The 20,295-nt window shown below is 63.8% G+C and carries 20 protein-coding genes and 1 pseudogene; 16 read left to right on the top strand and 5 right to left on the bottom strand.

What is annotated here, in order from left to right; all coding sequences use genetic code 11:
* Window positions 1–6: 6 nt before the first annotated feature.
* The 8 genes from WOC76_RS05210 (at window position 7) to WOC76_RS05175 (ending at window position 4,832) form a co-directional block, all read left to right on the top strand.
* Window positions 7–429: a hypothetical protein gene (locus tag WOC76_RS05210; RefSeq protein WP_341108486.1), complete on the top strand. Its 423-nt coding sequence runs from the start codon at window positions 7–9 to the stop codon at window positions 427–429.
* 34 nt (window positions 430–463) lie between these two features.
* Window positions 464–958 carry a M15 family metallopeptidase gene (locus WOC76_RS05205; RefSeq protein ID WP_341108488.1) on the top strand — a complete coding sequence of 165 codons (495 nt, stop codon included), beginning with the start codon at window positions 464–466 and terminating at the stop codon, window positions 956–958.
* Between the two features lie 31 nt (window positions 959–989).
* Entirely contained in the window at window positions 990–1,211 is a 222-nt protein-coding gene (locus WOC76_RS05200) for a hypothetical protein (protein WP_341108490.1), read from the top strand.
* A gap of 12 nt (window positions 1,212–1,223) precedes the next feature.
* The gene (locus WOC76_RS05195; protein WP_341108492.1) at window positions 1,224–1,421 is read left to right on the top strand and encodes a hypothetical protein; all 198 of its coding nucleotides are present in this window, start codon (window positions 1,224–1,226) and stop codon (window positions 1,419–1,421) included.
* 117 nt (window positions 1,422–1,538) lie between these two features.
* Window positions 1,539–1,889, top strand: coding sequence for a PepSY domain-containing protein (locus WOC76_RS05190; protein WP_341108494.1), 351 nt, complete (start codon window positions 1,539–1,541; stop codon window positions 1,887–1,889).
* 32 nt (window positions 1,890–1,921) lie between these two features.
* The gene (locus tag WOC76_RS05185) at window positions 1,922–2,605 is read left to right on the top strand and encodes a response regulator transcription factor (protein WP_341108496.1); all 684 of its coding nucleotides are present in this window, start codon (window positions 1,922–1,924) and stop codon (window positions 2,603–2,605) included.
* Window positions 2,606–2,611: 6 nt separating this feature from the next.
* Window positions 2,612–3,997, top strand: a complete 1,386-nt coding sequence (locus tag WOC76_RS05180) for an ATP-binding protein (protein ID WP_341108498.1) — start codon at window positions 2,612–2,614, stop codon at window positions 3,995–3,997.
* Window positions 3,998–4,208: 211 nt separating this feature from the next.
* On the top strand, window positions 4,209–4,832 hold the full coding sequence (locus WOC76_RS05175) for a hypothetical protein (protein ID WP_341108500.1): 624 nt from the start codon (window positions 4,209–4,211) through the stop codon (window positions 4,830–4,832).
* A 5-nt stretch (window positions 4,833–4,837) separates the two neighbouring features.
* On the opposite strand, the gene WOC76_RS05170 is transcribed toward WOC76_RS05175, so the two are convergent.
* Together WOC76_RS05170 and WOC76_RS05165 are read right to left on the bottom strand one after the other, a co-directional pair.
* The gene (locus WOC76_RS05170; protein ID WP_341108502.1) at window positions 4,838–5,233 is read right to left on the bottom strand and encodes a DUF3126 family protein; all 396 of its coding nucleotides are present in this window, start codon (window positions 5,231–5,233) and stop codon (window positions 4,838–4,840) included.
* Between the two features lie 129 nt (window positions 5,234–5,362).
* Window positions 5,363–5,902, bottom strand: coding sequence for a hypothetical protein (locus tag WOC76_RS05165; RefSeq protein ID WP_341108504.1), 540 nt, complete (start codon window positions 5,900–5,902; stop codon window positions 5,363–5,365).
* A 188-nt stretch (window positions 5,903–6,090) separates the two neighbouring features.
* On the opposite strand from WOC76_RS05165, the gene WOC76_RS05160 reads away from it, so the two are divergent.
* The 6 genes from WOC76_RS05160 (at window position 6,091) to WOC76_RS05135 (ending at window position 11,791) form a co-directional block, all read left to right on the top strand.
* On the top strand, window positions 6,091–6,732 hold the full coding sequence (locus WOC76_RS05160; protein WP_341108506.1) for a DNA-3-methyladenine glycosylase I: 642 nt from the start codon (window positions 6,091–6,093) through the stop codon (window positions 6,730–6,732).
* Entirely contained in the window at window positions 6,714–7,340 is a 627-nt protein-coding gene (locus WOC76_RS05155; protein WP_341108508.1) for an HD family hydrolase, read from the top strand. The genes WOC76_RS05160 and WOC76_RS05155 overlap by 19 nt, the downstream gene beginning before the upstream one ends.
* A 21-nt stretch (window positions 7,341–7,361) precedes the next feature.
* A complete protein-coding gene (locus tag WOC76_RS05150; protein ID WP_341108510.1) occupies window positions 7,362–7,880 on the top strand; it encodes a tyrosine phosphatase family protein in 519 nt (172 codons plus the stop codon).
* 59 nt (window positions 7,881–7,939) lie between these two features.
* Window positions 7,940–8,875, top strand: a complete 936-nt coding sequence (locus tag WOC76_RS05145) for an NUDIX hydrolase (protein WP_341108512.1) — start codon at window positions 7,940–7,942, stop codon at window positions 8,873–8,875.
* An 81-nt stretch (window positions 8,876–8,956) separates the two neighbouring features.
* Window positions 8,957–9,748, top strand: a complete 792-nt coding sequence (locus tag WOC76_RS05140) for a hypothetical protein (protein WP_341108514.1) — start codon at window positions 8,957–8,959, stop codon at window positions 9,746–9,748.
* A gap of 297 nt (window positions 9,749–10,045) precedes the next feature.
* Window positions 10,046–11,791, top strand: coding sequence for a DUF882 domain-containing protein (locus WOC76_RS05135; RefSeq protein WP_341431312.1), 1,746 nt, complete (start codon window positions 10,046–10,048; stop codon window positions 11,789–11,791).
* A 638-nt stretch (window positions 11,792–12,429) separates the two neighbouring features.
* Here WOC76_RS05135 and WOC76_RS05130 read toward each other — a convergent pair.
* The 3 genes from WOC76_RS05130 to WOC76_RS05120 all read right to left on the bottom strand — a co-directional run bounded on the left by WOC76_RS05130 (window position 12,430) and on the right by WOC76_RS05120 (window position 17,774).
* A complete protein-coding gene (locus tag WOC76_RS05130; RefSeq protein ID WP_341387545.1) occupies window positions 12,430–13,635 on the bottom strand; it encodes an alpha/beta hydrolase in 1,206 nt (401 codons plus the stop codon).
* Window positions 13,636–13,670: 35 nt separating this feature from the next.
* Complete coding sequence (locus WOC76_RS05125) at window positions 13,671–14,219, bottom strand: hypothetical protein (protein WP_341108517.1); 549 nt, start codon at window positions 14,217–14,219, stop codon at window positions 13,671–13,673.
* Between the two features lie 72 nt (window positions 14,220–14,291).
* Window positions 14,292–17,774 (bottom strand): HAD-IC family P-type ATPase, encoded by a 3,483-nt coding sequence (locus tag WOC76_RS05120; protein WP_341387544.1) that lies wholly within the window; start codon window positions 17,772–17,774, stop codon window positions 14,292–14,294.
* 119 nt (window positions 17,775–17,893) lie between these two features.
* Here WOC76_RS05120 and WOC76_RS05115 point away from each other — a divergent pair, with 119 nt between their 5' ends.
* Window positions 17,894–19,504 (top strand): Na/Pi cotransporter family protein, encoded by a 1,611-nt coding sequence (locus WOC76_RS05115; RefSeq protein ID WP_341108521.1) that lies wholly within the window; start codon window positions 17,894–17,896, stop codon window positions 19,502–19,504.
* Between the two features lie 18 nt (window positions 19,505–19,522).
* Window positions 19,523–20,294: pseudogene (gene ppk2 / locus WOC76_RS05110) on the top strand (polyphosphate kinase 2).
* Window position 20,295: the final 1 nt, after the last annotated feature.

Below are 20,295 nucleotides of genomic sequence, written 5' to 3'. Positions count from 1 at the left end.
CCTCACATGCGCCTTGCACTCGTGCAGGACCGAACGGTCGTCAATGTCATCGAAGCGAACGCCGACTTTGCCCCGGAAACGGGATTGCGCGCCATCCCCTCGACCCGGGCCGGCCCCGGATGGAGGTATGACGGCGAGACCTTCTCGCCTCCGCCTGAGGCGATAGGCGCCCCTCAGATCGTTTCGATGTTTCAGGCGCGCGAAGCCATGCGGCGGCGTCCGGCGGGCGAGGAGCAATCCCTACTCGACGCCGTCGATTCCTACATCGACGGGCAGAAGCTCAGCGAGCCCACCCTCGCCCTCGCCTGGGAATATGCGACCGAAGTGGATCGCGCGGGCGCTCTTGTCCAGGCGCTGGCCGGAGTCTTTGAAATCGACGAAGCGGCGCTGGACGACCTTTTTCGGATCGCCGCAACGATCCGCGCCTGAGTCTGCCTTTCCCGAACAAAAAAGGATTTCAGCCATGCATTGGCCCAACGAGCGAAAGGTCGAGGAGTTGATCGCTTTTTATGGCGACCCCGTGCTGCACAGCTCGGTCGATCCGGGGTGGGAGCGAGAAAACATCGTCGACCTCGCGCCACCCTATGCGATGCGATACTCATGGGGGCCGCCCGTAACCAGATTGCGTTTCCACCGAAAATGCAGAGACGCCTTCGGCGAGGCGCTGCTTGCGATAAAGCGGCTCTATGGATCGCAAAAGAACATAGAAGCCCATCGCCTGCATCTCACGGGCGGCTCGCTCATGGTGCGGCTCATGCGCGGGTCGACGAAACGCTGGTCGATCCACAGCTACGGCGCCGCGCTGGACATCGACCCCGAACACAACCCTTTCCCCTCCAAGTGGCGCCCGGGCTTCATCCCGCTCGAAGCCGCGCGCGCCTTTCAGGATTGCGGCCTCATCTGGCGCGGTGCCGAGGGCGACTGCGATCCCATGCATTTCCAGGCGGCCACTTGGTGATCCGCGCCGTCACAACCTGAGGAGTAGAAACATGCCAGCTCTCGATCATCTGACCGCGGCCGTCGAGGACATTTGCGCGCTGATGGCTACGGCCGCGGATCGCATCCAAAATCTGTCCCACAGCCTCGCCTATGCCCATGCCCAAGCGGCGGATGCAGCCGCCATCGAGCAAATCTCGGTCGCGCTCCAGGCGAGCGCCGAGCAGTTGCGCGGCGCGCTCGCCGCCGCTGACCAAACCCTGACGCAGCCCTGAAAAGGAGACGAAATGACCGGATACCGCACTTATCTCGCCGCCGCGCTCGTCGCCATCTTTGGCGCTCTCGCATCGACGGACTGGATCGCCGTGCTGAATGATCCCAAGGCGGGCGCCGTCGCCGTCGGCTCGGCGATCCTCATGGCCGTCATGCGCACCTTGACCACGACGCCGCCCGGCCAGCTCAGCGCGCCACGCACAAGACGCTAGATTTGCGCAGGCCGCTCAGGGCCGCCATGATAGCAAACCATGCTGCGGCCCTGATGCAGCGTTCAGCCGCCATTCATGGGCGAGCGCGAAAACTGACGGGGAAAGGGATCGACGACCATGTTCACGTTTCGCAGCGCTCTGGCCGCCGCGACGATCGCGGCGACGCTAGCTTGCGCCGATGCGGAGGAACAGGTGGAGCGCGCCGCCGAAAGGGCGAGCCCGAGGAGCCAGTGTTTCTCGACCGCCCAAACCCGCGAGAAAATCGAAGCGCACAAGCTCGTCGATCCCTTCGCCTGCATGCGGGCGGCCGCGCGCGACCAGAATGGCGAGGCTCTGGGCGCCCGGCTTTGCCGGCGCGAAGAGGCGTTCATCTACGAAATCAGCGTGCTTCGGCCGGACGGCCGGCTCGTGAAGGCGGTCTATGACGCCTCGACCGGCAAGCCGCATTCTGGCCACAAGGATCATTGACTCGAACTGCGGGTTTCGCCGGGAGGGAAGAAGTGCGGCTGCTCGTCGTCGAGGACGATAGGGACCTCAACCGCCAGATCGCGCAAGCGCTGGAACAATCGGGCTATGCGGTCGACCGCGCCTTCGACGGCGAGGAGGGCCAATACCTCGGCGAGACGGAAGCCTATGACGCGGTCGTGCTCGACATCGGCCTGCCGGTAAAGGACGGCATTACGGTGCTCGAGGCCTGGCGCGCGGCGGGCCGCGCCATGCCCGTCCTGATTCTGACCGCCCGCGATCGCTGGAGCGAAAAGGTTCAGGGTTTCGACGCCGGCGCCGACGATTATGTCGCCAAGCCTTTTCACATGGAGGAGGTCCTGGCGCGCATCCGCGCGCTGCTCCGCCGCGCCGCGGGCCATGCGACAAATGAAATCGTCTGCGGCCCGGTCCGTCTCGACACCAAAGCAGGCCGCGTCGTCGTGGATGGCGCGCCCGTCAAGCTCACTTCGCACGAATATCGTCTGCTCGCCTATCTGATGCATCACAGCGGTAGAGTGGTCTCTCGCAGCGAGATCATCGAACACATCTACGACCAGGATTTCGACCGGGACTCGAACACGATCGAAGTCTTCGTCGGCCGTCTGCGCAAGAAGCTCGGAGTCGATGTGATCCAGACGATCCGCGGCCTCGGCTATATGGCGGCGGCCCCGGCGGAGAGCGCCGGCGTAAAACGCTAGCCGGCGATGCGGCTGCGACGCGTCATCTCCCGCTCGATCGCGACGCGCCTCTTTCTGACCGCGGCGGCGCTGAGCGCCGTCGTGCTGCTGGTGGCGAGCCTATTTTTCACTGCTTACTACCGGCAGGAGGCCGAGGAAATCTTCGAGCGGCGGCTCGAGGTTTATCTGCGCGCCATTGTCGCCGACGTGTCCGAATCGGGCCAGGAAGGCAGAACCGGGCCGGGGCAGCTCGGCGATCCACAATTCGAACTGCCCGGCTCGGGCTGGTATTGGCAGGTCACGCGGCTGGATGACGCCACGCACGAGATCAAGGCCTCCCGTTCGCTCTTTGCCGAGAAGCTGCCGAAACTCGCCGATCTCGGCGTGCCCGCCGGCGTCGGCGGCTCGCGGCGCGGCGACGCGCGGGGGCCGGACGGCCGTCGGCTGCGGATCGTCGAAAGGGTGATCGACGCGGGAGACATGGGGATTTACCTCGTTCAGGTCGCCGCCACCACCGAAGACATGGAAGAGCACATCGCGCGCTTTCAGTTCGAATTGACGATTGCGTTCGCGGCGCTGGCGATCGCGCTCGCCGGGGTCGCCGCCTTTCAGGTGCGCTTTGGCCTGCGTCCCCTGCGGCTGCTTCAACGGGAGCTCGCCTCGATTCGGCGCGGCGAGCGCGAGCGGATCAGCGGCGCTTATCCCAATGAGATCGCGCCGCTTGCCGACGAACTCAATCTCCTGATCGGCGCCAACAGGGACATTCTCGATCGCGCCCGCACGCAGGTCGGGAATCTGGCCCATGCCCTGAAGACGCCGCTCAGCGTCATGGTCAACGAGGCTGACGCCGCGCCATCGCCGCTTGCCGAAAAGGTCAATGAACAGGCGCGCGTCATGCGCGACCAGATTTCTTTCTACCTCGACCGGGCGCGTGCGGCGGCGCGCGGCGGCGCTCTCGGCGCCGCGACCCCAGTCGCGCCTTGCGTCGAAGCGCTGCTGCGAACGTTCACGAAAATTTACAGCGACCGGGGCGTGACGTTCAACGGCGAGGCCGGCGCAGAGCTGAGATTCCTGGGAGAGCGGCAGGATCTCGAGGAAATGATCGGCAATCTCCTGGACAACGCCGGGAAATGGGCGGAAAGATCGGTCGATCTCTCCATATCTGTGCAGCCTTCCGGCCAGGCCAATCGAACCAATCTCGTTTTCGTCATCGACGATGACGGTCCAGGTCTCGAGCCGTCATTGCGCGCGCAGGCCACCGAGCGGGGGCGACGGCTCGACGAAACCAAGCCCGGCTCCGGACTTGGATTGTCCATCGTGGTCGATCTCGCCGCCGCCTATGGCGGCGCGCTCGAACTCGATGACAGCCCGAGCGGCGGGCTGCAGGCCCGGCTGAGACTGCCAGGTTTTTGACAGCCCTTCCGCCGCAGGGCATGAGAAGGACGGCGATCTCGTGCAGGAAAATACGCGTGAAAACGGCTTTGGCGGCGAGCCTCTTTTCCAGCATCTCGGTCTTGCGGCGCGCAATTGGGCGTCATCGGCGCCGGCGACCCGAGGGCGCAGTTCACACAGCCCCTTCCTCGCCGCGAAAATGGCGAGTTGCGGGACGTGAGCTGATTTTCCAGTGAGGCTCGCCTTTATCTTTTTCATGACGGCAGCCGTGATCGGCATGGGCGCCGGGCTGCTGCTTCTCGCACAAGACAGCGCGCCGGACACGCTGGTCCACGCCAAGGTCGGCGGCGTAAGTCTCGCCTATGCCCGCGCCTATGCGCGTGATGACGCGACGGCCGCAGGCGGCCTCACCGATCGCCTGGGCTTCGTCGTATCCTTCCCTGACTTCAGCCCCCTGCCGATGGACCGGCGGAGCCAGCCCCGCTCCTCCATCACAATGGTCCTGACGACGAAAGAGGACGGTCCCGAGCCGCAAGATCGCCTTACGAAAGTTTATACCCACTTCCTGACGCCCGATACGCTTGTCGGTCCCGGCGGGCTAGTGCGCCGGCGTTTCGAAGCGGGTTCGCCTTATGATCTGGAGGAGCTGTTCGTTGCGGCGCCGGACGGGCGCAACTTCTTTGCGCGGTGCCTGAAGCGTGAGACCCGCACGCCAGGCGAGGACTGTTTTTCCGTATTTCGAGACGGGGCGCTCGATGTGGAACTGCGATATCCGGCGTCCCTTCTCGAACAATGGGACGCGCTCTACGATGGCTCCCGGGCGCTCGTGAGGCGCATGCGCGCGAGGGCGCGCTAGAGCCCCTATTCTTCCTCTAGATCGAAATCGAGAATAGCGATCTGAAGCGTGAAGCTCGAGAGCTTGGCGTCGTCGGCGGAAATAACGCCGAGAAACTCGCCGTCGCTATTGAGTTCCACCGAGTCCGTTTTCCGCCCGCGCGCAACGATGCTCAGCCGGTCGTTTTCGAAAAGCTTTCGCAGATAGGATTGCAGCACTTCCCGTCCAACGGGAATCTTCATCTCGAAGGCGAACGAGCGATCTCCATCTTCATCGTCCACCGAGATGGTCGCAATCTGGCGCTCCCCGAGAGCGACCGCGGCGTTCTCCGTGTTCTTCGGATCAAGGGCCACGCGGATATCGTCATTGCCGAAGGAGCGGCGCAGGAACGCCTGCAGCTTTCGCAATTCGCCTTTGTCCACGCCGAGCCTCCCAACTGTGCATTCCGGCCAGTGCTGTGGCATGAACCCGCGCGAGGAGCAAGACAACTTTGTCCAAAAAGGAAAGCCCGGCGAGGAACCCGCCGGGCTCTGGGACTTAGGGGCGCGGCGTTATTCGCCGGCCTCCTTCAGGCGCTTGTTGCATGAGCTCCAGAACTTCGGCCAAGTCAGCTTCTTGTCGCTCTTGAGCAGTTCCGCTTTCTGCGCCTTCCACTCGGCGGCGCATTTCTTCTGGCGGGCCTGGGTCGCCGCCTTGGTGTCGGCGGCCGGCTTCGCGGCTTCAGGCTTGGCCGGTTCAGCAGGCTTGGCCGTCTCGGTGGGCTTGGCCGGTTCAGCAGGCTTCGCAGCCTCGGCAGGCTTCGCGGCTTCGGCGGGCTTGGCGGCCTCTGCGGGCGCAGCGGTTTCCGCAGGCTTGGTTTCGGCGGGCTTGGCTTCCGCGGGCGCGGCCTCGGCGAGGCTCGCGCGGCACTCCTTCAGAAACTCCTGCCAGGTCTGTCCGCCGAGTTCGTTCGCAGCCTTCTTGGCCTGATAACGAGATCCGCATTCCTTCAGCACATTGGCCTGGGCGAAAGCTTCGCCCGAAACGGCCACGCCGAGGCCCATGGCGACGAGGCCCACCGCAGCGCGGGAAACAACGAGACGGATCACCATATAAATCTCCCCTTATGGAAGCCGCTTGTGATATCGGCAGCGACTTGCGACGGCGCAATCAAGCACGCCGCGCGCCACCTCGAAGCGCGGCGTGTCAGCGGCGGCGCAACGATAGTCCCAACGTGGTTGTGAACGCAATCTGAACGCGCCATAAAGCGTTCGAATCAACATCCAGGGAGAGCAAGGTCTTGCCGTCCGCCCGCGAACAACCAGCGAGTTGGGGGGATCAAGTCATTGTCCATCCGGATGGATTGGCGCGCTGCCCGTGGGCCGGACGCGATCAGGCTTATGTCGCCTACCACGATGGGGAATGGGGGAGGCCGGAAAGGGACAGCCGTGCGCTTTTTGAAAAACTGATCCTGGATGGTTTTCAGGCTGGCCTGTCCTGGATCACCATCCTGCGCAAGAGAGACGCCTTCAGAAAGGCGTTCGACGGCTTCGATCCGTCGCGCATCGCCCGCTTCGACGACAGGCGCGTGCACGAACTGATGCAAAACGACGGGATCGTGCGCAACCGCGCCAAAATCGAGGGCGCCATTCAGTCTGCCCGCGCCTGGCTGGAAATCGAATCGGCGCAGGGCTTCTCGACCTATGTCTGGGACTTCGTCGACGGGGAGCCGATCGTGAATCTTCCTCGAAGGATGAGCGACATTCCGACGCAGAGCCCCGTCTCGGCGCGCTTTGCGAGGGATCTGAAAGCCAGAGGCTTCAAATTCTGCGGCCCGACCATTGTTTACGCTTTCATGCAGGCTGTCGGGATGGTCGACGACCATCTGGCGGACTGCCATGTCCGCCAAGCGACGGGGCCTGCATGTCCATCGCGCCGGTGAGAAAACGGCCCGTGAAGGAGACGGCTCCGCGCGCCTGGCAGCGCATGCTCTCCGGCCGGCGGCTCGACCTCCTCGATCCTTCGCCTCTCGACATCGAGCTAGAGGACATCGCCCATGGTCTTGCCCGCGTCGCCCGCTGGAACGGCCAGACGATTGGCCCGCACATCTTTTCGGTCGCGCAGCACAGCCTGCTGGTCGAGAAGGTCGCGGCCGAGCTGGACCCCTCGATCGGGCGCGCCGAGCGATTGTTCATGCTGCTGCACGACGCCCCCGAATATGTGATCGGGGACATGATTTCGCCTTTCAAGGCGGTGATCGGCGACGCTTACAAGTCTATTGAAAACAGAATACTAGGCGCCATCCTGCTGCGCTTTTCCCTTCCTGCGACGCCCTCTCCCGAGACTCTCAAGCTCGCGAAGCAGGCGGATCGCGCCGCGGCTTTTTTCGAGGCCGTGTCGCTTGCAGGCTTTACACGGCGCGAGGCGGAGCGCATCTTCGGCCGCCCTGCGATCTCGCCGCAGGCCCTGACGGACGAGCTCGCGCCTGCCGCCGTGGAGGCGACGCAGGAGCGCTTCCTCGCCCGTTTTCGTGCGATCGACCGCAGCTAGCGGAAGATTAAGAGGATTTCGATGTCGAACGGGCGACTTTACGTCTGTTCCATGACCAAGGTGGTCGACACGGTGCGCAGCAGCGGCGCGCGCTCACTGGTGACGATCCTGACGGCTGGCGCCTCATTGGTGCGCCCTTGCGAGATCGCCAGGGAGCGCCACCTGCGCATCGCCGTGTCGGACATTGACGCGCATGTCGACGGCCACGTCCTGCCCGGAGAGGAGCATATCGACCGGCTGCTCGCCTTCATCGAGGCGTGGGACCAGGCCGACCCGCTCGTGATCCATTGCTATGCGGGCGTGAGCCGGTCTCCGGCTGCGGCCTACATTGCGGCCTGCGCCCTTGCGCCCCACCGCTGCGAATTCGATCTCGCGCGCGACTTGCGCCGCATGTCCCCGACGGCGACCCCCAATCGGCGGCTCGTCGCGCTCGCCGACCGCCGGCTCGGCCGTGAGGGCCGCATGGCCGCCGCCATCGCCGCGATCGGCCGTGGCGCGGACTGTTTCGAGGGAGCGCCCTTCGCGCTCGAACTGGCCTGATCGAGACGCGAGAGAACAAAGCCGCCAGTCCGACGCTGTCTCCGCCGGTCGCCATCGGTTTGACGGCGGCGATTGTCGCCGTTCGCGGCGAGGAGCCGCTCATCCTGACGACCCGCGCGGATGAGCGAAGCGGCGAAGCCGCCCTGCCCTCGGGTCCCTTCGATCCCATTCGCCACAGGACCTTCGAGATCGGTCTGCGCGCCTGGGTTGCGGAGCAGACGGGCGCGCCGCTCGGCTATGTCGAGCAGCTCTACACATTCGGCGACCGCGGTCGCCACGCACGGGCCGGCGACCGCGATCCGCACGTGGTTTCCGTCGGATATCTCGCCCTGACGCGCATCGGCGACGACAGCCAGCGCCCGGCGATCGGCGCCTGGCGCAGCTGGCATGACTTCTTTCCCTGGGAGGACTGGCGGAACGGACGGCCCGAACTCATCGAAACGACGATTGCGCCGGGCCTGCGTCAATGGGTCGAAGAATCGCCGGACGCCATTTCCTCCTCGGGGCTTTCGCGCCATCAGCGGGTCGAGCTGCTTTTCGGCGCGCGCGGTTTCAACGAGGAAAACGTTCTCGAACGCTACGAACTGCTTTACGAGGCCGGAATGGTGGAGGAGGCGCTGCGGGACGGGCGCGAGGCGGCCGCCCGGCGCGGCGCGCTCCAACCCCTTGGAGATCCGATGCGGCACGATCACCGCCGCATCCTTGCTACGGCGATGAGCCGGCTGCGCGCCAAAATGAAGTATCGGCCCGTGATTTTCGAGCTGATGCCGCCGGCTTTTACTCTGACCGAGCTGCAACGGACAGTCGAAGCAATCGCGGGGCGTCATCTCCACAAGCAGAATTTCCGAAGACTGGTTGAAACTTCTGCAATTGTCGAACCAACCGGAGAGATGTCCCTGCGGACCGGCGGACGGCCGGCGGCCCTCTTCCATTTTCGCCGCAATGTTCTGCAAGAACGACCTTCGCCGGGCTTGCGCGTGGGCTTAAGAAGCTGAGTTTGCTCCTTAAGAAGCTGTTCACCCTATCATGGTGAATAATTTACCGAGCGTCCCGTCCGTGAAGCGTAGAGGTGCGTCTTGGGGTATCTTTCGCCGCCGCCGTCGCCGGCGCCTGTCATCGTCTACAAGGACGTGGGCGGGCTCGTCACCGATTATGAGGCGCAGACCGAACAATATCGCCGCGAAAACCGGGAGGTTCGTCTGCATGAATGCCGCTCGGCGTGCACGCTTGCGCTCAGCCTGCCCAATGTCTGCGTCTATCCCGACGCGCAGGTGAAATTCCATCAAGCCTATAATGCGATCTCCAAAGAAGTGGATCTCGGCGTCTCCGCCAAGCTTTTCGCAGCCTATCCCGCCGCAGTCCAGGCGCGGCTCGGGTATCTGACGCGTGAGTACAGGGTGTTGCGCGGAAGCGAGCTCATCGCGCTCGGCATGCGCAATTGCAATGGCGACAATCCGGTGCTGATCGCGAGCCGAAGCCAGCGCCAGGCCGTTTCCGCTAGCGTCCGGCCCGAGGCGGCGGTTCCTGTCGCCGCGAATCCCTTCGGCGATCTCGCCCGCAAGGTTCAAACGGCCGTCGCAGGCGCCTTCTCCTCGCCCGAGGCCTCGCCCAGAGGCTCGATCCGTATCGCGGTGGCGGATCGGGAGCGCGTCCCAGAGGGGCGTCTGTCCTCGGATGCAGTCGCGCGCTCGGAAGCCTCGACGGCGATCCCCCGCACGCCCTCGACGCTCGCCGACCCGCCGCCGCTGCCGCCGCGCCGTCCGCCGTCTGAAGCTTTCACGGCCCGGGACGCCGCCGCGCCTTTCGCCATGATACCTGGCTCACAACCGATCCTGAGCGCAAAATTTCTCCCCGTCGCGACGCGCTGAGAGAGCAGCTAGCCTGCGACCCGCTCCGCTGATTGGCTATTTTTCGCCACGATGCTACCCTAACGCTGACGGCGTTCAGGGAAATTCGTCCGGCTGGATCCATTTCCCACACGGGCGCTGGGCGATGACGCGCCCGTGCGATTGCGCCGAAGCGGACGGTTACAAATACAAGCCCCCGCCCAGGTTGGGGGCGCCCAGAGGCTGGCGCCGCGCCGGTCCGACGGGCAAGGGATGGAAAACGATCTTGGGCCGGCGCCTTGAAGGGCCAGCCTCAAACGAGACGGGGAAGAAATCCTTTTGACGACGCGTCGCGCCAAAGCCAGACACAGGTCAAGCTCGCCGCTCTCCCTTGCGCTCGGCTGTCTCGGCGCCTTCGTCTCGATCTTGGCGCCGAGCATGACGGAGACCGCCGTCGCGAACGGCGACACACGCACAATCTATCTGCACCACGCCCATACCGGCGAGGACATTGCCGCCACCTATCTCGTCAACGGCCAGTATGACAGCCGGGTCCTGGAGCAGCTCAACTGGTTCCTGCGCGACTGGCGGCGGGACGAGCCCACCAATATGGATCCCCGTCTGTTCGACGTGGTGTGGGAGGCGTATCGTACGGCGGGCGCCGGCAACCAGGTCATCAATGTCGTTTCGGCCTATCGCTCGCCCGAAACCAACGCCATGTTGCGCGCCCGCTCGCGCGCCGTCGCCAAATATTCACAGCATATGCTCGGCAAGGCGATGGATACGACCATGCCCGGTATGCCGATGTCCGAGATACGCGAAATAGGCATGCGGATGCAGCGCGGCGGCGTCGGTTATTACCCCAACGCCAACACGCCCTTTGTCCATCTTGATGTGGGCAATGTGCGGTCCTGGCCGCGCATGACCTATGAGCAGCTTGTCCGCCTCTTCCCGGACGGCAAGACGGTTCATCTTCCGACGAACGGTCAGCCGCTTCCTGCCTATGAAGAAGCGAAAGCGGAGATCGAAGCCCGTGGCAACGGCGCCTATGTCGCGGCCGCGCCGCGCCGGACCTTCGGCGGCTTCCTCGCCGCGCTCTTTGGCGGCGGCGGCGGAGAAGACGAAGACGCCGAGATTGCGGCGCCGCCGCCAAGCACTCGCAAGCAATGGGCCGCCCTGGCCCCGCGTGGACGCGGATCACAGGCTGATTATGAAGCCGGCGGCGAAGAGGGCGCTGTCGCCGCAGCGCCTCCCGGTCGCCGAGGCCGCAGCCAGTTTGCCCGCGCGGAAGCCGACCTTCCCCGTGGCGAGACGGTCATGAGCGCGACAGGCGCTGTGGCGATCGCGCCGGACCCGGTCCGTGCGCCCCAATCGGCTGCGCCCATCCCGCCAGAGAATTTGACTGAGGCGCCGGCTGAAGAAGAGAGGCGGCGCCACTTCGCCAATGTGCCGCTCCCCCCGCGAGGCCGCCCGGCTTCTCTCGACGAGACCGCGCCGGAAGAAGCGTCAGCGACCAGCAGCCTCCAGGATGGCGAAAATTCGGAAAGCGTCTCGGCGCGCCATTATGCAAAGGCCCCCCTGCCGCCCCGTCGCCCAGCAAGCCTGACGGCTTCGGCGGAGCCTGAGCTGCAGTCGGCCGGCCGGCACGGCGAGAGAGAGCGCGCCGCCGCCCTCCCCCCCGAAACGGCCGAAGCCCAGCCAGTCAAGGACGACCCTGCCCTTGCCTATGCGCCGGCCGCCGCCGACGAAGCGGCGCAGGAGCTGGATGCTGGGAAGCCATTGCGCCGGGCGGCAGCCCAGAAGGGCGACCTCGTTCCCGCACGTCTCGACAGATCCAATTTCAACACGCTGACGGCCGCGACGCCAGCGTCGCGCGCCTCCGCCCGTTCGGTTCTTGGCGCGCCCATTACGGCTGTACGCTCGGCGGCGCGCGCCGCAGAAGCCGGCAGCGTGTTGCTGCCCCCCGCGCGCCCCGCACGTCTTGTCGGCTTCGCGACTCCCGACGCGCCCCCCGCGGACAAATTTGCGCCGGGCGCAGCGCGCAGCCATCCTGCCAGCCAGAAAAACGAGACCCCCAAAAAGTAGCGGCCGTTTCGCCGCCATTCGGTCTGCCCAGACAAGTCACGTTTCGGTCATGCGAGATGGCTATGCTTTTCCTCGTCGGCGGAAACGCTGGCGGCAGAACGCCCCGACGCCGGAGGTAAGCGCGGGGCGTTTTTGATTCCCCCGCTTTTGCACATGGTTTGAAGGGAGCGCAATTAATCCCCACCACCTCGCCTCGAGGGCGAGATGCGCACATCTCTGTTCATTACAGATTCAACAGAAATCATTAATAGCGGAGGCGTGCTACCGCCATGCGCAAACTCGTCGCCCGCCGCGCCACCAGCAAACGCGACGCACGGGCCGACGGGAACAGACACGCCGGCCCCTGTGCCACCAGCAAGTCGTACGAACGGCCGCCTCCTCGATGGGAGAGTTGAGCATAGACGAGGGATCAGCGTCGACTGGGAAGGGAGCGGCGATGACAGCCGTCGGCGTCAGGGAGACCCCGGCCGCCGCAAGCGTGGCTCCGCCCAGAAACCCAAGGAATGCACGACGGGGGATCGTGGTCATTGCTGCCTCCTGTTCGCTGACCTCATCAGGGCGGTTTAGGGATTGCGTCTCGGACGTGAGCGACTTTCCGATTTTCGCCAATGCAAAAAAGATAGCTGCAAAATAGAGTGTCACCGATCGGGGCCAGAGGCAACCGCACTGTTGACCGCCTCCCGAAATTGCTGAAGCCGATCCGCATAAGCGCGACGAAAATCAGGATCGACAATCGCGATCGGAGCGTTGACGGCGATGCCGGCCACGCCCCCTACGCCTTGCGCGACGCCCGTCGAAAGTTCTCCCATGCGCTCTCCGAAACCCGTTGGCGGCGCGCGGGAGGCTCCATTGATCAATTCCTCCCCAAGAAAACGGACCACATCCGGGTTTTGAGCGAACTTGCTGTGGCGCAGCGGATCGGCCCCCGCTGTGTCGCTCAAATCGACCACCTCCACGCCTTTTTCGCCGATCCATGGCTGCTCGGACGGGTCGATGGCCCCAAGCCGCTCGACATTCCCGCCAATGCCGCGCGACAGCTGAAGCGCGCGATCCTGCCGAGACAAAAATACGACAATGCTCGGGCGCTTCTCTCCAAAGCTCCTGAATTGCGCGCGAAACACATCGACGTCCAAATCCGGCGAGGCGAGGATGACGTTCTGGACTTTACCGGGCAGGCGGCCGTCACGTATCGCCATCTGGCGCAGCGATTCCATGGTGAGCCAGGCGCCCATTGAATGCGCCAGCACGGTTATTTCTCTAACGTCCGGGCTCGCCGCGAGCCGTCGCAGCAATTTCTCCAACGCGTCCCGCGAGAAGGCGGCGCTCTCGCGATCGTAAACGTAGTTGAAAACGCCGCCACGAGACGGCCAACTGAATAATATCGGAGCCGCTTGCGCCCCCGAGTCGTGGAATATCTGCGCAAAGCTAAAAAGGGCGGTTTCGAACCTCGTGTTGAATCCATGCACGAACACCAGGACACGACGATTTTTGTCGGCATGCCGCCCCAGCCAGCTCTCGAACTGCCGGGATCCAGAAAGCCGCTTTATGTCGAGCGTAGCGAATTCGGTGTTGGGGTCGGGCGGCAGCGTCCGCGGCCACTGAACCTGACCGATCTGCCGGCGTTCATCTGACGGGATCGACACGACGAAACTTGCAAGCGACGCTTCGCCTCGTTCTCCCGAAAAAAGAACGCCGGCGTCCGTCGACGCAGCGCGCGTCGTAGCGACCAGAATGTCGAGATGCGTCGCGTCGGGCGCCGGAACCGGCGCCGGCTCAAGCATGCCAATGGGCGCAGCGCAGCCGCCCAACGCAACGCCGACCAGCACGGCGACGCCCGGCGCCAACCAAGCGCAGCGCCTTCGCCTGCATTTCCAGGGCATCAATCGCCGTTCGGTCGCTGGGGACGGAAGGCCACGGCGAAGCCGCCGATGACAAGCCCGATCAGCACCAACATCAGCGCAGACTGTTTGAGCCACGCCAACGCTGGGACCGTCAGCGCAAGCACAATGCCCAGCACGGCAATTTCTGCGGCGACATGGACGCCCGCGACGAATGTTCCGAGCGCGAGCAGCAACATGAGCGCGAGGCCCGTCGCCGGCCCATTGAGAAACGTATTCACCGATGGCAGCAGCAGAATGCTCATTGCGATCAGGAAGGCCAGCCAATGCAGGGACTGCGTAATCAGGAGTTGCCTGCGCGCGGCCTTGTCAGCCGTCCTGCGCCAACCGATGGCGACACAGGCCACACCGATCGCGATCGCCAGGAACTCCCAATATCCGTAAAGGGGCCTGCCGGACATGCTGGTGTAAGCCACGCCCAGCAGCGCCATGATCAGGACGACAAGATAAGGCAAGCGCGCGCCGAGCCAGGGCATAATCCCCCGCGGACGATTTGCAGGTCTCGGGTCAGAGGAGTCGATCTCGGTCATGCGTCAACATACCTTTTCAGCTTGTGGCGAATTTCACCAGCCCTGCAAGTCTTTAACTTCTGAAAAGCTTCTCTACGGGGCGGCAGAACTGTCGGGCAGCGAATCTCCCTTGCTTTCGTGCGGAGAGTCCGGTGCGATTGAGAAAGCCGCCGGCGGTTTGCCAGGCTCGACCGTCGCACCCACGCTCCCGACTGACGAGATCGTGCCGGGGATGGGCGCAACAATGTCGACTTGCGCGAGGGACCTTTCCGCCGTCGCCAAAGCAGCCCTCGCCTGTTCGACCGCAGCTTTGTCGGTCTCTGCTCGCGCTGTGGCTCGCTCCAAGACGGCCCGCGCTTTCTCTGGCGCCGGTCGCGCGGGAACTCGACCTTGCGCACGTCGTTTGCGCTCGACGTCCGCTGTAGCCGCAGCGACGACCGCCGCGCTCGCCTGTTGTCGTTGCAAAGCCTTCGCAAGCGCGTCTTTCTCGCGCACGATGGCTTCCCTAAAGGAGGCGGGATCGAGCTTGGCGCATATTTCACCGGCCTTCACCGCGGCGCCCTCCTCACAAAGAATGGCGATGATCGTGCCCGACGTCGACGCAAAGACGTCGACGGGCGCGCGGGTATCCGTGGGCCGCGCGGCGGAGAGGACCGCCTGTGACGACAAGTGGCTGGGGGCCGCGACGGATGAAAGCGGCTGATCTGGCGCAGCGCGGAAGAAAACGAAGATCTCGCCGCCAATCAGCGCGGCGACCGCAAGAGCGCCGGCCCACGCCTGCCACGCCCCCGACCCAGACGCCACGGCGTGAGCAGGGGCCGAAGGCGCCCGCGTCACCGAAACGGTCCCGGCCTGTTGCTTACCGCCTCGCACGCCGACAAGACCAAAGGCGCGGACAAGGAACTTCTCCGCTTCGACGGTAAGGAAGAAGACGAGACCGCCAAGAAACAGCCAAGGCCAGACATTCATGGGCACCGATTGCGTGCCGAAGAGACGCTGCAACGGGGGCGCGTAGGTGAAAAGAAGTTGTAGAATCACGACCGCGGCGATTCCGAGCGGCAGATAACGATTTCCGAGATGCGCCGAGAGAGACAGGGAGGATTCCGTCTTGAACCGGCTGTTGAGCAAATAGAAAATCTGACCGACGACCAATGTATTGACGGCGACCGTGCGCGCCAGTTCATCCGATGCGTGGAGGGATTTCATCCAGAAGAACGCCGCAAGCGTGAGAACTAGGAGCGCAACGCCGATAAAGATCACCCGCCATACTGCAAAGCCGTCCAGTATCGGCCGCGAGACGGCGCGCGGCGCCCGCCGCATGACGTCGCATTCGTGAGGTTCGAAGGAGATCACAAGCCCGAGCGCGACCGACGTCACCATATTGACCCACAGGATCTGGGGCGCGGTGATCGGCAACATGAAGCCGGCGACGATCGCGACAAGGATCACAAGCGCCTGCGCGACGTTGGTCGGCAGCATGAATAAGAGCGCTTTCTCGATATTGTTGTATACTGTCCTTCCTTCGCGCACGGCTGCCGTTATCGACGCGAAATTGTCGTCGGCCAGCACCATCGCAGCCGCCTCTTTCGTCACTTCCGTGCCCTTGATCCCCATGGCGACGCCAATATCGGCGCGCTTGAGCGCCGGAGCGTCATTGACGCCATCTCCCGTCATCGCCACCACCTGACCATTGGCCTGAATGGCCTTGACCAGACGCAGTTTATGTTCGGGACTGGCGCGCGCGAAAACATCGACGTCTTTGACGGCCTCCTGTAGTGCACCGTCGTTCATCGCTTCGATTTCGGTCCCCGCGACTGCGGTCCTGCCGTCGCCAATGCCGAGCAGTTTGGCGATTGCCGCGGCGGTAATCTTGTGGTCGCCCGTGATCATGGTGACGCGAATGCCGCCGTTGTGACATTCGGCAACCGCTTCCACGGCCTCCTTGCGGGGCGGATCCATGAGACCCACAATGCCATACAGCACCAGGGTCTTCGGCAGATCTCCTGGGCCAAGGCCTGCTTTTTCAAAGGATGGATCGCGCAAACCGGCAAGAGCGAGGACGCGTTCGCCCTGCGCGGCCAGTCGATCGGCGGCAGCCTCCCAGTAGTCGCGCCGCAGGGGCTCGAAGCCTTTTTCTGTCTCTTGGCGATCGCAATGGGCGAGAATGACTTCCGGCGCGCCCTTGACGAAGAGGAGGCGGTCACCGTCCCCTCCTTCGTGCAGGGTCGCCATGAATTTGTGCTCCGACTCGAAGGGAATCGCGTCGATGCGAGGAAGCTTTTGTCGTTCGGCGCCGCGGTCCAACCCGAGTTTTATTGCGAAGGGATAAAGCGCCGCCTCGGTCGGGTCGCCTTCCGCCTTCCATACTCCGTCGACCTCGCGCAACTCGGAATCGTTGCACAGCGCCGAGACCATTCCCATCTGGCGCAGCGCGGCGGCGCTGGCGGCGGGTTCGCCGTCGACGAGAATTTGACCATCGCTCGCATAGCCATCGCCCGTCACACGGTAATTCGCGTCGGCCGTGACTGCCGAGGCGACCATCATCTCCATCAAGGTCAGGGTGCCGGTTTTGTCGGAACAGATGCGCGACACTGATCCCAGCGTTTCGACCGCGGGCAACCGACGGATGATCGCGTGGCGCTGCGCCATGCGCTGCACGCCAATCGCCAGCGTGATCGTGATCAGCGCGGGGAGGCCTTCCGGAATGACAGAGACCGCAATGCCGACAACCGCCTGGAAAGCTTCGACGAAAGGAAGATCGCGAACCCAGCGCCCATAGGCGAAAACCGCGACGCTGACGAATCCGATCACTTTCGCGATTGTATGGCCGAAATCCTTGATCTGCCGGAGCAACGGCGTTTCGAGCGCATCCACGGCGGCGAGCATCTGGTTGATCCGGCCGAGTTCGGTTTGCGCCCCCGTCGCAACGACCACGCCGATGGCGCGGCCTGATACGACCAGGGTCCCGGAAAACGCCATGTCGTCGCGGTCGCCGACCGTCGCATTTTCGGCAACAGCCTCCGTCGTCTTGTCGGCCGGCACGGATTCGCCGGTGAGAGCCGCTTCGTCGGCCCGGAGATTCTTGACGTCGACCAACCTCAAATCCGCAGGGATACGATCGCCAGACTCCAGCAGCACGATGTCGCCTGGAACGAGTTCGTCAGCCGCAACCACGCGAGGCTCGCCGTCGCGGAGCGCACGTGCATCGGAGGAGAGCATGTTGCGGATCGACTCGAGCGCCTTCTCGGCCTTTCCTTCCTGGAGAAAACCGAGCGCCGCGTTGATGATCACGACGCCGGTGATGATCGAGGCGTCGAGCCAAAGACCGAGCATCAGCTTTACGAAGCCGGCCGCGAGGAGGATATAAACCAGAATATTATCAAATTGATGGAAAAACCGCATCCACGGCCCGCGCTTGGCGCCTTCGGGCAAGCGGTTGCGCCCGTACTCCCCGAGCCGCCGGGCCGCCTCGCTGGAGGAGAGGCCGCGCGAGGGGTCGCTGTCCAGACGGCGAAGCGCTTCTTGAAACTGGAGCGCGTGCCAATTCTCCGGCGAGTAAAGCTGTTGGTCGCTCACTGATCAAGCCTCCGTTCGAGCGTGAACTTGTCAGAGTTGGCGAAACTAGTAAAGTGAACAAAACCCCTTGATTTGTTGCTTGATGAACCCGAGCCGCCGAAATGGATACTTCCTCCTTCATGACTATCCTGGGCGGGCTCGGCTTGTTCCTGCTGGGGATTCACCATCTTACCGAAGGCCTGAAGGGACTTGCCGGCGACTCGCTCAGGCGCGCCCTCCAAACCCTTGTTCGCGGTCGTTTGAGCGCGGTCATCTTTGGAGCGGTGTTTACGGCGCTCATTCAATCTTCGAGCGCGACGGTCCTCACCGTCATCGGCTTTGTCAGCGCCGGCCTGGTCAGCTTTCCCCAAGCGATCGGCGTGCTTATCGGCGCGACATTCGGCACCACAACGACGCCCTGGATGGTGGCGTTCTTCGGTTTCCGGGTGCAAATATCCGCCTTTGCAATGCCCATCATCGGCATCGGCGCCTTTCTCTGGTTGGTCGCCAAGGGCCGGTGGCGCGCGGGCGGCGCCATCCTTGCCGGCTTTGGGCTCATCTTCGTCGGGCTGGATTATCTACAGAACGGAATGGGAAACGTCGCCTGGAACATCGATTCCTTTGTCGGCGACGGATGGGCCGCCAAATGGCTTCTCGCCGGTCTCGGGCTCGTCATGACGGTCGTCATGCAGAGCTCCAGCGCCGCAGCGGCGGCGACCCTGGTCGCTCTGCATGCGGGAAGCCTCGATTTTCACCAAGCCTGCGCCATGGTGGTGGGGCAAAGCATCGGCACCGCGGCGACCAGCGCGGCGCTCGGGGCAATGAGCGGCGGCCTCGCGGTGCGGCGCTCGGCCTTGGCGCATATTATTTTCAGCGTCGTGGTCGGCGTCCTGGGGATGTTGCTCCTGTCTCCGCTCGCCAAAGCCGCCACCTGGGTCGTCTCCGGCTTGGACGACTATGACGGCGTTCTCGCCGTCGCCGCTTTCAGCAGCCTGTTCAAATTAATGGGCGTCGCCGTCTTCTTCCCCTGGCTCGACGCCTATTCGAGGTTCATCATCGAGCTGTCCGGTAAGGGAGAAGAGTCGGCCGTGAGCCGCCTGGAGCCGGCGCTTGCGGAAGCCGGCGGGCCTGTTGCGCTGGAAGCGGTCTGGCGGGCGCTGCTCGAGGTTTCCAGGGGCGCAGTGGACGCCGTGCGTCGGCGGCTCGCCGGCGAACAGACCGCCTACCAACCGCCTGAGGACTCGGTGCGCAAGATCGACCATTTCCTCGAGTCGCTGTCTCTGGAAACACTCGATATCGCCGACATGGAGCCGCGCCTGGTTCGTCTTTGCCACGCGATCGACCACCTCAAGCGGTTGCATCACGACCTCAGCGAAAGAGCGATCGTTCTGGCGACGCCGGCTTCAGCCACTGCCGCGGGCGCCCAGGCCCTGAGTGCATGGCTCGAGGCGCAGAAAACGCCTGCGGATGTCGTCAGCGGCCCGGTTTTGCAGGCCGTCGACGCCGCGGCGCGGCAACTGGCGGAGGAGCGAATGGCGCTCAGAGAAAGAATTCTCGAGTCAGTCGCTCGCCAGCAGACCGCCGCTGCGGCCGCAAACGAGGCGTTGCTGGCCCTCCAATGGGCCGATAAGGCGCTCCACCACGCGTGGCGAATAATCGATTCTCTGGATGCGGCGGCGGGCAAAGAGCGGAGCGCCGGATTCCGGCGGCGTGCAACGACAATGTTAGAGACCTCCGAGAGATCGGTGTGACGCGGAGGACGCGCGCAAATGAAGCGCAAGGACTACGAGACAGAACTGCGGAAACTGCAAATCGAGCTTTGCGCCCTTCAGGATTGGGTCCGGCACAAAGGCTCGCGTGATTGTGGTCTTCGAGGGTCGCGACGCCGCTGGGAAAGGCGGCGTCATCAAGGCGATCACGGAAAGGGTGAGCCCGCGTGTTTTCCAGGTCGTCGCTCTGCCGGCTCCTTCAGATCGCGAAAAGACACAGCTTTACTTCCAGCGTTATATCGCGCGATTCCCCGCGGCTGGCGAAATCGTGATCTTCGACCGCAGTTGGTATAATCGCGCTGGCGTTGAATATGTCATGGGGTTCTGCACGGAAAGCCAGCACCGTCGTTTTTTGGAAGTCTGTCCCGAGTTCGAACTCTTTATCGTCGACGAGGGTGTCGTCTTGATCAAATTCTGGCTGGAGGTGAGCGAGGCGGAACAGAAGCGGCGGTTCGAGGCGCGCATCGACGACCCGCTGCGACAGTGGAAGCTGAGCCCGACGGACCTGTGTTCGCGCGGCCGCTGGTATGAATATTCCCGGGCGAGAGACATGATGCTGGAGGCGACCGACAAGAAATATGCGCCCTGGACCATCGTTCGATCGGACGATAAGCGACGCGCCCGATTGAACTGCATTCGCCATCTTCTCGACGCCATTCCCTACGAGAAAATCGAGCGCGAAAAAGCCTTTCTGCCAGAGCGTTCGACTGAGTTCGAATATGATGACCTCGCTAGTCTCAAGGACTTCCGATTCGTCTCTGAGCTTTACTAAA

This window comes from Methylocystis sp. IM3 (genome assembly GCF_038070105.1).
In the GTDB taxonomy this organism is placed as follows: Bacteria; Pseudomonadota; Alphaproteobacteria; order Rhizobiales; family Beijerinckiaceae; genus Methylocystis.
The sequence above is the reverse complement of the archived record's forward strand: the minus strand, read 5'-3'. Positions and strand labels throughout refer to the sequence as shown.

Coding starts and splice junctions, on each gene's coding strand:
- WOC76_RS05210 (WP_341108486.1), top strand. CDS start 7: ATGCGCCTTGCACTCGTGCAGGACCGAACGGTCGTCAATGTCATCGAA.
- WOC76_RS05205 (WP_341108488.1), top strand. CDS start 464: ATGCATTGGCCCAACGAGCGAAAGGTCGAGGAGTTGATCGCTTTTTAT.
- WOC76_RS05200 (WP_341108490.1), top strand. CDS start 990: ATGCCAGCTCTCGATCATCTGACCGCGGCCGTCGAGGACATTTGCGCG.
- WOC76_RS05195 (WP_341108492.1), top strand. CDS start 1,224: ATGACCGGATACCGCACTTATCTCGCCGCCGCGCTCGTCGCCATCTTT.
- WOC76_RS05190 (WP_341108494.1), top strand. CDS start 1,539: ATGTTCACGTTTCGCAGCGCTCTGGCCGCCGCGACGATCGCGGCGACG.
- WOC76_RS05180 (WP_341108498.1), top strand. CDS start 2,612: ATGCGGCTGCGACGCGTCATCTCCCGCTCGATCGCGACGCGCCTCTTT.
- WOC76_RS05165 (WP_341108504.1), bottom strand. CDS start 5,902: ATGGTGATCCGTCTCGTTGTTTCCCGCGCTGCGGTGGGCCTCGTCGCC.
- WOC76_RS05155 (WP_341108508.1), top strand. CDS start 6,714: ATGTCCATCGCGCCGGTGAGAAAACGGCCCGTGAAGGAGACGGCTCCG.
- WOC76_RS05150 (WP_341108510.1), top strand. CDS start 7,362: ATGTCGAACGGGCGACTTTACGTCTGTTCCATGACCAAGGTGGTCGAC.
- WOC76_RS05125 (WP_341108517.1), bottom strand. CDS start 14,219: ATGACCGAGATCGACTCCTCTGACCCGAGACCTGCAAATCGTCCGCGG.
- WOC76_RS05115 (WP_341108521.1), top strand. CDS start 17,894: ATGACTATCCTGGGCGGGCTCGGCTTGTTCCTGCTGGGGATTCACCAT.